A 13,764-nucleotide genomic window follows, 5' to 3' on the forward strand; every position below is an offset into this window, starting at 1 on the left:
CAGTCCGCCTCACGACCTACCGTACAAGCTGACGTTCTGTATGCAAAATGACAGTTCGATTTTGTCGTGCTGACGCTGCGGCGATGCCGGGCAGCAGCGGCCCAGCGGAGATATCTCCGGGCAAAGGATCACCCGGCTGCCTATCCTTGGCGGCGACATGCAGAACGAAGTCGCCTCCACCCCGCCCGACCCCACCCGCGAGCTGCACCGCCGGCTACGCCCGCTGATGCTCCGTGACCAGCACCGTCTTCGACGGCGGCTGGACGGCGCACGCCGGATACCCGACCCGCAACGTCGGGAAACGGCGCTGGCCGAGATCACGACGGACGTGGTCCGGGCCGAGACCCGGCTGGCGAGCCGCCAGGCCGCCGCACCCAAGATCACCTATCCGGCGCTGCTGCCGGTGAGCGAGCGCCGGGACGAGATCGCCGCGGCGATCCGCGACCACCAGGTCGTGATCGTCGCCGGCGAGACCGGCTCCGGCAAGACCACCCAGCTACCCAAGATCTGCCTGGAGCTGGGCCGCGGCGTCCACGGGCTGATCGGGCACACCCAGCCCCGTCGGCTCGCCGCCCGGACGGTGGCCGACCGCATCGCCGAAGAGCTCGGCACCGAACTGGGGGACGTGGTCGGCTACCAGGTGCGCTTCGCCGACCAGGTCAGCGACCGAAGCCTGGTCAAGTTGATGACCGACGGCATCCTGCTCGCCGAGCTACAGCACGACCGGATGCTTCGCCAGTACGACACGATCATCGTTGACGAGGCGCACGAGCGAAGCCTGAACATCGACTTCATCCTCGGCTACCTACGGCAGCTTCTCCCCCGCCGCCGGGACCTCAAGGTGATCATCACCTCGGCCACCATCGAGACCGATCGGTTCGCGCGGCACTTCGTCGACGCCGACGGCAACCCGGCGCCGGTCGTCGAGGTATCGGGGCGGACCTACCCGGTCGAGGTGCGGTACCGACCGCTGGTCGAGGTGGGCGAGGACGAGGACGACACCGACGAGGAACAGGTTCGCGACCAGGTCCAGGCCATCGGGGACGCGGTGCAGGAGCTGGCCGCCGAAGGCTCGGGCGACATCTTGGTCTTTCTCTCCGGTGAACGGGAGATCCGGGACACCGCCGACGCGCTCGGCAAACTCGTCGCGCACCGACCGGCACTGCGCAACACCGAGATCCTGCCGCTGTACGCCCGCCTGAGCACCGCCGAGCAACACCGCGTCTTCGCCCCGCACACCGGCCGACGGGTGGTGCTGGCCACCAACGTCGCAGAGACGTCACTCACCGTGCCCGGCATCCGATACGTGGTGGACCCCGGCACGGCGCGTATCTCCCGCTACTCGAACCGGCTCAAGGTGCAGCGGCTGCCCATCGAGCCGGTCTCGCAGGCCTCGGCCAACCAGCGCAAGGGCCGGTGCGGGCGTACCTCGGACGGCATCTGCATCCGCCTCTACGACGAGCCGGACTTCCAGTCCCGAACCGAGTTCACCGACCCGGAGATCCTGCGGACCAACCTCGCCTCGGTCATCCTCCAGATGACCGCGATCGGGCTCGGCGACATCGCCGCGTTCCCCTTCATCGACCCACCGGACCGGCGCACCATCACCGACGGCGTCAACCTGCTGCACGAGCTGGGCGCGCTGAACCCGACCGAGACCGACCCGGCACAACGGCTCACCCCGCTCGGCCGACGGCTCGCCCAGCTACCGGTCGACCCCCGGCTGGCCCGGATGGTGCTCGAGGGGGAGCGCAACGGCTGCGCCACCGAGGTGGTCGTGATCGCGGCGGCGCTGTCGATCCAGGACCCCCGCGAACGGCCGGTCGACAAGCAGGCCCAGGCCGACCAGGCACACGCCCGCTTCGCCGACCCGGAGTCGGACTTCGTGGCGTACCTCAACCTGTGGCGCTACCTGCGCGAGCAGCAGCGGGCCCGGTCGTCCAGTGGATTCCGACGGATGTGCCGGTCGGAGTACCTGAACTACCTGCGGGTACGGGAGTGGCAGGACATCGTGAGCCAGCTCCGGCAGGTGCTGCGGACCCCGGAGCGGAGCCGGCGGCGGGGCGAGCCGGCCGCCGAGGGCGGCGGGCGACGCGGCGGCGGGGCGGACCTGCCGGCGGAGATCGACACTCCGAAGGTGCACCAGTCCCTGCTCGCCGGCCTCCTCTCCCACGTCGGCCTGAAGGACACCCAGCGGTACGAGTATCTGGGTGCGCGGGGGGCGAAGTTCGGGCTCTTCCCCGGCTCCGCCCTGGCCAAGAAGCCGCCGCGCTGGGTGATGGCCGCCGAGCTGGTGGAGACCAGCCGGCTCTGGGGCCGGGTGAACGGTCGGATCGAGCCGGAGTGGGTCGAGCCCCTCGCCCAGCACCTGGTGAAGCGCAGTTACAGCGAGCCGCACTGGGAGAAGCGGCAGGCGGCGGTCATGGCCGTCGAGAAGGTGACGCTGTACGGCGTCCCGATCGTCACCTCCCGCAAGGTCAATTTCGGCCGGATCGACCCGGTGGTCAGCCGGGAGCTGTTCATCCGGCACGCGCTGGTCGAGGGGGACTGGCAGACCCACCACCAGTTCTGGCGGGACAACCAGCGGCTACTCGACGAGGTGACCGAGCTGGAGAACCGGGTCCGACGGCGGGACATCCTGGTCGACGACGAGACGATCTTCCAGTTCTACGACGAGCGGATCCCGGCCGAGGTGGTCTCCGGTCGGCACTTCGACGCCTGGTGGAAGCGGGAGCGCCGGCAGCGACCGGACCTGCTGACCTTCACCCGGGAACTGTTGGTCAACGCCGGTCGCGGTGGCGTGGACGGGGAGGGTTTCCCCGACGAGTGGCGAACCGAAGGGGTGCGCCTGCCGCTGACCTACCGCTTCGACCCCGGCACGTCCAGCGACGGCGTCACGGTGGACATCCCACTGCCGCTGCTCAACCAGGTGCCGGCGGAGAGCTTCCAGTGGCAGGTGCCGGGGCTCCGCGAGGAGCTGGTCATCGCGCTGATCCGCACACTGCCCAAGGCGGTCCGGCGCAACTTCGTCCCGGTGCCCGACTACGCCCGAGCCGTGCTCGCCGAGCTACCAGCCGGCGAGGAGGACCTGCTGGACGCCCTCACCCGGCAGCTACGCCGGATGACCGGGGTCACCGTCCCCCGGGACGCCTGGGATCCGGGGAAGCTACCGTCGCACCTGCGCGTCACCTTCCGGGTACTCGGCGAGGACGACCGCCCGGTCGCCGAGAGCAAGGACCTGCCGGCGTTGCAACGCCAGCTGACCGCGGAGGTACGCCAGGTGGTGGCCGCCGCCGCGCCGGATGTGGCCCGCACCGGGCTGACCGACTGGGAGATCGGCGGCCTGCCCCGCACCGTCGAGCAGGTCCGGGCCGGGTACGCCGTCACCGCGTACCCGGCGCTGGTGGACGAGGGCGTCACGGTCGGGGTACGGGTCTTCGACTCCCCCGCCGAGCAGGAGGCCGCGCACTGGGCGGGGACCCGACGCCTGCTCCGGCTGGCCGCGCCGTCTCCGGCGACGTTTCTCCAGGGGCGGCTCTCCAACGAGGCGAAGCTGGCGCTCAGCCGCAATCCGCACGGCGGCGTGCCGGCGCTGATCGAGGACGCGGCCGGTGCGGCACTCGACAAACTGATCGCCGACGCGGGCGGCCCGGCCTGGGACGCCGACGGTTTCGCCGCGCTGCGCGGTACGGTCCGCGCCGGTCTGGTGGAGACCGTCGTCGAGGTGATGGAGCGGGCCCGCGGGGTACTCGCCGCCGGCCACGCGATCGAGCAACGCCTCGGCGCGACCCGAAACCTGGCGGTGGTGGCCGCGCTCGCCGATGTCCGCAGCCAGCTCACCGGCCTGATCCACCCGGGCTTCATCACCGAGGCCGGCTACGCCCGCCTATCCGATCTACGGCGCTACCTGACCGCGATCGAGCGCCGGTTGGACCGGCTCCCCGGCAACCCGGCCCGGGACAAGCAGCAGCAGGACCGGATCGCCGTCGTGCAGCGGGAGTACGCGGACCTCCTCGCCGCGCTGCCGCCCGCGAAGCAGCGGACGGCGGCCGTCCGGCAGATCCGGTGGATGATCGAGGAGCTGCGGGTGAACGTCTTCGCCCAGGCGCTGGGGACCCCGTACCCGGTCAGCGAACAGCGCATATACAAGGCCATGGACGCCGCCGAGGTGGCCTAGCGGGGTTCGAGACCGGATGGCAGGGCGGCGGTGGCGATTGCGTCGTCAACGTACTCGAGCAGGATGCGCCGCAGCTCCCGGCCGGCATGGGTGGGGACGACATCTCGGCGGCGAGCGACCGCGATGGTCCGGCGAACGCCGGGCGCGGCGAGTCGGGTGACGTGGATTCCGGGCCGGCTGCCGACGACGCTGCCGGGCACCAGGGCGACCCCCAGCCCAGCCGCGACGAAGCTGAGCACGGAGTCCATCTCCCCGCCGTCCACCGAGATCCAGGGCTCGAAGCCGGCCTCCCGGCACGCCTGCAGGGTGGCGTCCCGCAGGTCGTACCCCTCCCGGAACATCACCAGCGGGTGGCCGCGCAGGTCGGCGACGTGCATCGGGTACGTCGACGGGAAGTCCGGCAGGGGCCCGACGCTGGCGACCACCAGGCTCTCGGTGAGGATCGCGTCGGTGCGTAGTCCGGGGTCGGCCCCCTGGGCCGGCGCGATGATCAACGCCAGGTCCAGGTCGCCGCGGAGCAGGTGCCGGACCAGATCCTGGGAGCCGCCCTCCTCGACCCACAGGTCAACGGTGGGGTGAGCGTCGCGGAAGCGGCGCAGCACGGGTGGGGCCAGCGAGGTGGCCAGGCTGGGGGTCGCACCGAGGCGGACCCGCCCCCGCCGCAGGCCGACCAGCTCCTGTACCTCCCGGGTGGCGACCTCCACATCGGTGAGGATCCGTTTGGCGAACGGCAGCAGCACCTCGCCCGCGGCGGTGAGCGCGATCTTTCCCCTTACCCGCTCGAAGAGCGGGGTGCCGAGCTCCGTCTCCAGAGCGTGAATTTGCTTACTCAACGAGGGCTGCGTTATGCCGACGAGGTCGGCTGCTTGGGTGAAATGTCGTACTTCTGCGACCGCCGCAAAGTACCGAAGCTGATGGAGTTGCATCTTCATAGCCTATGGCTATGAAGACTACGGAGTCCATGCATTGGACGACTGATCTGACTGCTCTTAGCGTCAGCCGTGTGGTAGTCATGTCACGAACTCGGTCACCCATCCGCTCCACTGTCGGCCTCAAAGCCGTCATGGCGGTGACGGGCCTTGTCTTGGTGCTGTTCCTCGTCGCACACATGCTCGGCAACCTGAAGATCTTCACCGGCGCCGAGGATTTCAACCACTACGCGCACTGGCTGCGTGATCTCGGCACACCGCTGCTCCCCTACGGCTGGTACCTGTGGTTGCAGCGGGGCGCGCTCCTGGTCGCGCTGGCCGCCCACATCTGGGCCGCGACCATGCTGGCGCTGCGCGCTCGCTCCGCCCGCCCGGTCCGGTACGCCCATCGCAAGAAGGTCCAGGGCAGCTACGCCGCCCGCACCATGCGCTGGGGTGGCGTGATCATCGCTCTCTTCGTGATCTACCACATCCTGGACCTGACCACCGGGCACCTGAACCCGATCGGCGACCCGACCCGGCCGCAGGCCAACGTGGTCGCCGACTTCGCCCCGGAACGCTGGTACGTGACGCTGTTCTACACGCTCGCGGTCGTCGCTCTCGGCTTCCACCTGCGGCACGGCGCCTACAGCGCACTCCGCAGCCTCGGTCAGCAGACGCCGCAGGGCGAACGACGCGCCCGGGGCCTCGCGCTGGTCTTCGCGGTCGCGCTCAGCGTCGGCTACCTGGTGGTCCCGTTCGCCGTACTCCTCGGATTGGTGCGTTGACCATGGATCTCTACACCGAAGGTAACCCGGTCACCGACACCCGGGCCCCGGACGGACCGATCGAGGGCCGCTGGGACAGTCGCCGGTTCACCGCCAAGCTGGTCAACCCCGCCAACCGTCGCAAGCTGACGGTGATCGTCGTCGGCACCGGCCTGGCCGGCGGTTCGGCCGCCGCCACCCTCGCCGAGCAGGGCTACCGGGTCCGCTCCTACTGCTACCAGGACAGCCCGCGCCGGGCCCACTCGATCGCCGCGCAGGGCGGCATCAACGCGGCGAAGAACTACCGCAACGACGGCGACTCGGTGCACCGCCTCTTCTACGACACGGTCAAGGGCGGCGACTTCCGCTCCCGGGAGTCGAACGTGCACCGACTGGCCGAGGTGTCGGTCAACATCATCGACCAGTGCGTCGCCCAGGGCGTTCCGTTCGCCCGCGAGTACGGCGGCCTGCTCGACACCCGCTCCTTCGGCGGCGCGCAGGTACAGCGCACCTTCTACGCCCGGGGCCAGACGGGCCAGCAGCTACTGCTCGGGGCGTACCAGGCGCTGGAACGTCAGGTCGGCCTCGGCAACGTGGAGATGAACACCCGGCACGAGATGCTGGAGCTGATCGTCGTTGACGGCCGGGCCCGGGGGATCGTCGTCCGGGACCTGGTCACCGGCGAGATCACCACCGAGTTCGCCGACGCGGTCGTGCTCGCCTCCGGCGGCTACGGCAACGTCTTCTACCTCTCCACCAACGCCAAGGGTTGCAACGTCACCGCCACCTGGCGGGCGCACCGCCAGGGGGCGTACTTCGCCAACCCCTGCTACACGCAGATCCACCCGACCTGTATTCCGGTCTCCGGCGACCATCAGTCGAAGCTGACGCTGATGAGCGAGTCGCTGCGTAACGACGGCCGGGTGTGGGTGCCCAAGGCCGAGGGCGACGAACGTGATCCCCGCGAGATCCCCGAGAACGAGCGGGACTACTACCTGGAGCGGATCTACCCCTCGTTCGGCAATCTGGTGCCCCGGGACATCGCCTCCCGCGCCGCGAAGAACGTCTGCGACGAGGGGCGCGGCGTCGGCCCGACCCGGCTCGGTGTCTACCTGGACTTCGCCGACGCGATCCAGCGACTGGGCCGCACGTCCATCGAGGCCAAGTACGGCAACCTCTTCGAGATGTACGAGCGGATCACCGGCGAGGACCCGTACGAGGTTCCGATGCGGATCTACCCGGCCGTGCACTACACGATGGGCGGACTCTGGGTCGACTACGACCTCCAGGCAACCATCCCCGGCCTCTTCGTGATCGGCGAGGCGAACTTCTCCGACCACGGCGCGAACCGACTGGGCGCCTCCGCGCTCATGCAGGGGCTCGCCGACGGCTACTTCGTGCTGCCGAACACCATCGCCAACTACCTCGCGGCCGGCCCGTTCGAGAAGCTCGAACCGAGCCACCCGGCGGCGGTCGAGGCCCGGCGCACCGTCGAGGAGCGGATCCACCGGCTCCTCTCCGTGGACGGCGACCGGACCGTGGACTCGTTCCACCGGGAGTTGGGCCAGATCATGTGGGAGCACTGCGGCATGGAGCGCTCCGCCGCCGGTCTGCGCAAGGCGGTTGACGAGATCCGGGCGCTGCGGGAGGAGTTCTGGCAGCGGGTCCGGATCGTCGGTGACGCCGACGGACTCAACCAGTCACTGGAGAAGGCGGGCCGGGTCGCCGACTTCTTCGAGCTGGCCGAGTTGATGTGTATCGACGCCCTACACCGTGAGGAGTCCTGCGGCGGCCACTTCCGCGCCGAGCACCAGAGCCCAGACGGTGAGGCCCAGCGCGACGACGAGCGGTTCGCGTACGTGGCGGCCTGGGAGTACGGCACCGAGCAGCCGGTGCTACACAAGGAAGACCTCACGTTCGAGTACGTCCACCCCACGCAGCGGAGTTACAAGTGAACCTGACCCTACGCATCTGGCGCCAAACGGGCCCCGAGACCAAGGGTCGGATGGTGACCTACCAGGTCGAGGATATCTCTCCGGACATGTCGTTCCTGGAGATGCTCGACGTGCTCAACGAGCGGCTGACCCTCGCCGGTGAGGAGCCGGTGGCGTTCGACCACGACTGCCGCGAGGGCATCTGCGGCATGTGCGGCATGATGATCAACGGCAACGCGCACGGGCCGCAGCGCGGCACCACTGCCTGCCAGCTGCACATGCGGCAGTTCACCGACGGCGACACGATCGACATCGAGCCGTGGCGGGCCCGGGCGTTCCCGGTCGTCAAGGACCTGGTGGTCAACCGCAACGCCTTCGACCAGATCATCGCGGGGGGCGGCTTCGTCACCGTTCCGACCGGCAGTGCGCCCGAGGCGCACGCGGCGCCGGTGGCGAAGGCCGACGCGGACGCCGCCTTCGAGTCGGCCGCCTGCATCGGTTGCGGCGCCTGCGTCGCGGCCTGCCCGAACGGCTCTGGCATGCTCTTCGCCGCCGCCAAGGTCACCCAACTCTCGCTGCTGCCGCAGGGCCAGCCGGAGCGGTACACCCGGGTGGTCGGCATGGTGGACGCGCACGACGAGGCCGGCTTCGGCGGCTGCACCAACGCCGGGGAGTGCACCGTGGTCTGCCCCAAGGGCATCCCGTTGCACACCATCGGTCGGCTCAACCGCGATTACCTCGCGGCCACCGCCAAGAACACCGCCCGCTCCTGACGGCGACACCGTCGGTTCAACCCCTCCGTTACGGGTAGCCCCCTTCTCGGAAACGAGAGGGGGGCGGAGCCGCCGGCGGTGAGTCGCCGGGCCGGCGGTTAGGGCGACATTCAGTCGGAGGGACGGCGATGGGGGCACCACCAGAACGGGGCCGTCAGCGCAGGACGGGTGGTCGGCGGCTGGGCGGGGCGGTCGGGATGGCCGTGCTGGCCGGCCTCGCCTGGGCGGTACGGGATGTCCCGCTGGCCCTCGGCGGGCGGCTGACCGGTGCTCGGGCCGAGCGTGCCCGCCACTCGCCGCAGTTCCGGGCTGGCGCCTTCCGAAACCCGGCAAGCAGCCGTCCCGCCGCCAGTCCCACGACCGGCTCCACGGACCGGAACCTGCTCCGCGAGCTCTTCTTCGGCAAACAGCAGCGCCACCCGCGGCTGCCGGTGCCGTTGGTACGCCCGGCGGCTGCGCCCGGGCCGGCCACGCGCTCGCCCGAGCTGAACGTGGTCTGGTACGGCCACGCCTCCACGCTGGTCGAGATCGAGGCCCGCCGGGTGCTGATTGATCCGGTGTGGAGTCAGCGCTGCTCCCCGTCGACCCGGGTCGGGCCCAAGCGGCTCCACCCACCACCAGTCGGCCTCGACGAGTTGCCCGCGGTCGACGCGATCCTGATCTCCCATGACCACTACGACCACCTCGACCTCGCGACCGTACGGGGGCTGACGGCAGGACAGGACGCACCGTTCGTGGTGCCGCTCGGGATCGGTGCCCACCTTCAGCGGTGGGGGGTTCCGGAACACCGAATCGTGGAGCTGGACTGGTCGGAGAGTCACGACATCGCCGGGTTACGGCTCACCGCCACCCCGGCCCAGCACTTCTCCGGACGCGGCCTGCGCCGGGACGCCACCCTCTGGAGTTCCTGGGTGATCGCCGGGGCGCACCGCAGCGTCTTCTACACCGGTGATTCCGGATACTTCGCGGGATACGCTGCTATTGGTGCTGGGTATGGGCCTTTTGATGTGACACTGATGCAGATCGGCGCCTATGACCGGGCCTGGCAGGATATCCACATGTTCCCGGAGGAGGCGGTCACCGCCCACCTCGACCTGCGCGGTGGGCTGCTCGTCCCGGTGCACTGGGCGACCTTCAACCTCGCCGTGCACGACTGGTCGGAGCCGGTGGACCGGCTCTGGGCCGAGACGAAGGCCCGGGACGTGCGGCTGGCGGTGCCCCGGCCGGGCCAGCGGGTGGTGGTTGACGATCCGCCACCGGTGGACGGCTGGTGGCAGGCGGTCGCCTGAACGAAGAGGACAGCCCGAATTGCCGTACCGGGACGGTGACTCCACCACCGCTGCGGTGGCCCGGCAGAATGCACGGGAAACCACTCCCGAAGGCGGATCGAGATCGTGACCCTCTCTGTTTCTCAGCGGATCGCCGAGGAGCTCGGCGTCGCCGAGCGTCAGGTACACGCAGCCGTGGAACTCCTCGACGGCGGCGCGACCGTGCCGTTCATCGCCCGGTACCGCAAGGAGGCCACTGGCCTGCTCGACGACACCCAACTGCGCACCCTCGAAGAAAGACTGCGCTACCTACGCGAGTTGGACCAGCGGCGGGACGCCATCCTGGAGTCGATCCGCAGCCAGGGCAAGCTCGACGAAGCCCTGACGGCACAGATCATGACCGCCGACTCGAAGTCTCGGCTGGAGGACATCTACCTGCCGTACAAGCCCAAGCGGCGAACCCGCGCGCAGATCGCCCGCGAGGCCGGCTTGGAACCCCTCGCCGACACCCTGCTCGCCGCGCCAGCCCAGGAGCCGCGGGCGACGGCCGCCGGGTTCGTCAACCCGGACCTGGGCGTCGCCGACGCCGCCGCCGCGCTCGACGGCGCCCGAGCCATCCTCGTCGAACGGTTCGCCGAGGACGCCGATCTGATCGGCACGCTGCGCGAACAGATGTGGTCACGGGGGCGGCTGGTGTCCCGGGTCCGCGACGACCAGGCGGCGACGGGCGCCAAGTTCGCCGACTACTTCGACTTCGCCGAGCCGTACCCGAAGCTGCCCGCGCACCGGGTCCTCGCCATGTTCCGCGGGGAGAAGGAGGGCGTGCTCGACCTGACGATGGAACCGGAGTCGGAGGAGACTCCGGATTCGGCGACCACCGCCCCGACCCGGTATGAGACGGCCATCGCCGCCCGGTTCGGGGTCAGTGACCAGGGACGGCCGGCCGACCGCTGGCTCCGCGACACGGTTCGCTGGGCCTGGCGTACCCGAATCCTGATCCACCTCGGCGCGGACCTGCGCCTGCGGTTGTGGCAGGCCGCCGAGGCGGAGGCCGTGCGAGTCTTCGCCACGAACCTGCGGGACCTGCTGCTGGCCGCCCCGGCTGGCACCCGGGCCACGATGGGGCTGGATCCCGGCCTGCGCACCGGGGTGAAGGTCGCCGTCGTTGACGCCACCGGCAAGGTGGTCGCCACCGACACCATCTACCCGCACGAACCACGTCGGCAGTGGGACGCCTCGATCGAGACCCTCGCCCGACTGGCCGCCGCACACCAGGTGGAGTTGGTGGCGATCGGTAACGGCACCGCGAGCCGGGAGACCGACCGGCTCGCCGGAGAGCTGATCCGGCGCCACCCCCGGCTGAACCTCACCAAGCTCGTCGTCTCGGAGGCCGGGGCCTCGGTCTACTCGGCGTCCGCGTACGCGGCGCAGGAGCTGCCGGGCCTGGACGTGTCGCTGCGGGGAGCAGTCTCGATCGCCCGCCGCCTCCAGGACCCACTTGCCGAGCTGGTCAAGATCGACCCACGCTCGATCGGAGTTGGGCAGTACCAGCACGACCTGTCCGAAGTGGCCTTGTCCCGGTCACTCGACGCGGTCGTCGAAGACTGCGTCAACGCAGTCGGGGTCGATGTCAACACCGCCTCCGCACCGCTGCTGAACCGGGTCTCCGGCATCGGCGCCGGGCTGGCGGAGAACATCGTGCTGCACCGAGACGCCAACGGGCCGTTCCGGAACCGCGGCGACCTGCGGCAGGTCCCCCGGCTCGGCCCGAAGGCGTTCGAGCAGTGCGCCGGCTTCCTGCGCATCCCCGGCGGTGACGACCCACTGGACTCCTCCAGCGTGCATCCGGAGGCGTACCCGGTGGTGCGGCGGATCCTCGCCGCCGTCAAGCAGGAGCTACCCGCGGTGATCGGCCGGAGTGCGATCCTGCGTGGGCTGCGGGCCACCGACTTCGTCGATGACACCTTCGGGCTGCCGACGGTCACCGACATCCTCGCCGAGTTGGAGAAGCCCGGCCGGGACCCGCGGCCGGAGTTCCGCACCGCCACCTTCGCCGAGGGCGTGGAGACGATCGCCGATCTGGTGCCCGGCCTGATTCTGGAAGGAGTGGTCACCAACGTGGCCGCCTTCGGCGCGTTCGTGGACATCGGCGTACACCAAGATGGGCTGGTGCACGTCTCGGCGATGTCCCGCGCCTTCGTCCGGGACCCGCACGAGGTGGTGAAGTCCGGTGACGTGGTGAAGGTCAAGGTCCTCGATGTGGACGTACCGCGCAAGCGCATCTCGCTGACCCTGCGCCTGGACGACACCGAGGCCGGCCGCGGCGGGCGGGGGCAGCAGGGGGGCCGCGGCGGCGACCGGGAAGCCGGCGGCCGTTCCCAGGGCCGCGGCGGACACAGCGATCGCGGCGGACAGGGCGGTCGCGGCGGACAGGGCGGTCGCGGCGGACAGGGCGGTCGCGGCGGACAGGGCGATCGCTCCCACGGTCGCGGCGGGCAGGGCGGTCGCGGCGGCGGGCAGCCACGATCGGGACGTGCGAGCGGAGCCCCGGCCAACGATGCGATGGCGGACGCCCTACGCCGCGCCGGTCTCGCCTGAGCGCACCTGCGCGACGCCGGGCCCTGACCGGCCGAGTTGCCTCTGAGGCAACGACTCGACCTTCCGGTCTCGGCGCGGTGGCGGGCGCATGTGGCGGGGTTACGCGCTCGTTCGGGTGTGCCGGGCGGGCGCGTAAGCGGCGCATCGATGCTGTGGTGAGTACAACCCCAGACATCCTTGTCTTCGAGGAGCCGTCCGGGGCTGCGCGGCGAGCGCGAAGCAGACGCCACGCTGCCGGTGAGCTGGCGGCGACGGACTCCGGTGACTCAGCGCGGGCGGCGGTAGTGCATGGCCACCACGCCGTTGCGCAATGGCTCCGCCGAGAGCAGCTCGAGCTGGCGCGTGCCGGGCAGCCCGCCCTCGTACAGCCTCGGGCTGTGGCCGGCGATCCTGGGATGGACAAGCAGCCTGTACTCGTCGATCAGGTCCAGCCGGTCGAGCTCGGTCGCGAGCGTGCCGCTTCCGAGGAGGACCCCGGCAGCGGTCGCGTCCTTGAGCTTCTGCACGCCCTCGCGCAGGTCACCGGTGATGTGATGGCTGTTGGTCCACGGGAAGTCCGTGCGCGTTGACGACACCACGTACTTGGGTTTGGCCGCCAGCTTGACCGCCCACTCGCGCATGGCCGGCGGGGCCGCCATGTCGCCGCGGGCAACGGCCGGCCAGTAGCTCTCCAACATCTCGTAGGTGACGCGTCCCCACAGCATTGCCCCGACTGCGTCCATGAGATGGGTGAAGAAGGCGTGCGTCTCGTCGTCAGCAATGCCCTCCTGGTGGTCGACGCAACCATCCAGGGTCAGGTTGAAACCGAAGGTGAGCAGTCCCATGGCCGGCTAGCCTAACCGCCACCACCGCATCGCCGCCCCAGGCGAGCGGCACGTGTAGCGAGCTCGGCGTAGCGTCACAGACGTGGGCGTGGAGGAGAGCCAGGACTGGCGGGAGCAGCGACGACGGGCGGTGGCGGCGCACGCCGCGGCCGATGCGAATCGGCGACTCGCCGAGCAGGCGGAGGCCGGCGAGTTGGTCGCGGAGTTCGTGGCCGAGGCCCGCCGTCGCGGCCTACCACCCGAGCGGCTCACGGCGACCGGGCACGGGGGCCGGGGGCGATACCGGACCCGGCTGCGGGGCTGGTACGTGGACCGGGCCCGGAGCCGGGCGGTGGACGTGGACGGCCGATTCCATCTCCTGGTCGTCCCCGGCGGCCTTCGCGCCCGGCTCCTCGGCGCAGATCCACAGCCCAGCCCAGCGCCGCTGGTCGTCGGCGCGGGTGGGCGCGACGGTGAGTCGGTGCCGCTGCGGACACTGCTGCGCCGACGGCTGGGCGACGCCGACTGACCTCGGA

General features: G+C 70.5%; 9 protein-coding genes. 7 read left to right on the forward strand and 2 right to left on the reverse strand.

Features of this window, described 5'->3' with window-relative positions; translation table 11 throughout:
- Positions 1-157 precede the first annotated feature (157 nt).
- Positions 158-4,177: an ATP-dependent RNA helicase HrpA gene (hrpA, locus tag SALPAC6_RS0110025; protein ID WP_018253284.1), complete on the forward strand. Its 4,020-nt coding sequence runs from the start codon at positions 158-160 to the stop codon at positions 4,175-4,177.
- On the opposite strand, the gene SALPAC6_RS0110030 is transcribed toward hrpA, so the two are convergent.
- Positions 4,174-5,109: a LysR family transcriptional regulator gene (locus SALPAC6_RS0110030; RefSeq protein ID WP_018253285.1), complete on the reverse strand. Its 936-nt coding sequence runs from the start codon at positions 5,107-5,109 to the stop codon at positions 4,174-4,176. The two genes, hrpA and SALPAC6_RS0110030, sit on opposite strands and share 4 nt — an antisense overlap.
- An 80-nt stretch (positions 5,110-5,189) precedes the next feature.
- Between SALPAC6_RS0110030 and SALPAC6_RS0110035 the strand changes: the two genes are divergently transcribed.
- The 5 genes from SALPAC6_RS0110035 (at position 5,190) to SALPAC6_RS0110055 (ending at position 12,425) form a co-directional block, all read left to right on the forward strand.
- Positions 5,190-5,873 (forward strand): succinate dehydrogenase cytochrome b subunit, encoded by a 684-nt coding sequence (locus tag SALPAC6_RS0110035; protein ID WP_080636030.1) that lies wholly within the window; start codon positions 5,190-5,192, stop codon positions 5,871-5,873.
- A gap of 2 nt (positions 5,874-5,875) precedes the next feature.
- Entirely contained in the window at positions 5,876-7,807 is a 1,932-nt protein-coding gene (locus tag SALPAC6_RS0110040) for a fumarate reductase/succinate dehydrogenase flavoprotein subunit (protein WP_018253287.1), read from the forward strand.
- The gene (locus tag SALPAC6_RS0110045; RefSeq protein ID WP_018253288.1) at positions 7,804-8,559 is read left to right on the forward strand and encodes a succinate dehydrogenase/fumarate reductase iron-sulfur subunit; all 756 of its coding nucleotides are present in this window, start codon (positions 7,804-7,806) and stop codon (positions 8,557-8,559) included. Before SALPAC6_RS0110040 ends, SALPAC6_RS0110045 begins: the two co-directional genes overlap by 4 nt.
- Positions 8,560-8,687: 128 nt before the next feature.
- A complete protein-coding gene (locus SALPAC6_RS0110050; protein ID WP_026189502.1) occupies positions 8,688-9,848 on the forward strand; it encodes an MBL fold metallo-hydrolase in 1,161 nt (386 codons plus the stop codon).
- Positions 9,849-9,953: 105 nt separating this feature from the next.
- Entirely contained in the window at positions 9,954-12,425 is a 2,472-nt protein-coding gene (locus tag SALPAC6_RS0110055; RefSeq protein WP_018253290.1) for a Tex family protein, read from the forward strand.
- Between the two features lie 266 nt (positions 12,426-12,691).
- On the opposite strand, the gene SALPAC6_RS0110060 is transcribed toward SALPAC6_RS0110055, so the two are convergent.
- Positions 12,692-13,249, reverse strand: a complete 558-nt coding sequence (locus tag SALPAC6_RS0110060; protein ID WP_018253291.1) for a dihydrofolate reductase family protein — start codon at positions 13,247-13,249, stop codon at positions 12,692-12,694.
- 82 nt (positions 13,250-13,331) lie between these two features.
- Here SALPAC6_RS0110060 and SALPAC6_RS0110065 point away from each other — a divergent pair, with 82 nt between their 5' ends.
- Positions 13,332-13,757: a hypothetical protein gene (locus SALPAC6_RS0110065; protein ID WP_033666479.1), complete on the forward strand. Its 426-nt coding sequence runs from the start codon at positions 13,332-13,334 to the stop codon at positions 13,755-13,757.
- Positions 13,758-13,764 lie beyond the last annotated feature (7 nt).

Source organism: Salinispora mooreana (genome assembly GCF_000379065.1).
In the GTDB taxonomy this organism is placed as follows: Bacteria; Actinomycetota; Actinomycetes; order Mycobacteriales; family Micromonosporaceae; genus Micromonospora; species Micromonospora mooreana.

Bases quoted from the DNA above. Each gene is read 5' to 3' on its own strand.
- hrpA (WP_018253284.1), top strand. From the start codon at position 158: ATGCAGAACGAAGTCGCCTCCACCCCGCCCGACCCCACCCGCGAGCTG.
- SALPAC6_RS0110030 (WP_018253285.1), bottom strand. From the start codon at position 5,109: ATGAAGATGCAACTCCATCAGCTTCGGTACTTTGCGGCGGTCGCAGAA.
- SALPAC6_RS0110035 (WP_080636030.1), top strand. From the start codon at position 5,190: ATGTCACGAACTCGGTCACCCATCCGCTCCACTGTCGGCCTCAAAGCC.
- SALPAC6_RS0110040 (WP_018253287.1), top strand. From the start codon at position 5,876: ATGGATCTCTACACCGAAGGTAACCCGGTCACCGACACCCGGGCCCCG.
- SALPAC6_RS0110050 (WP_026189502.1), top strand. From the start codon at position 8,688: ATGGGGGCACCACCAGAACGGGGCCGTCAGCGCAGGACGGGTGGTCGG.
- SALPAC6_RS0110060 (WP_018253291.1), bottom strand. From the start codon at position 13,249: ATGGGACTGCTCACCTTCGGTTTCAACCTGACCCTGGATGGTTGCGTC.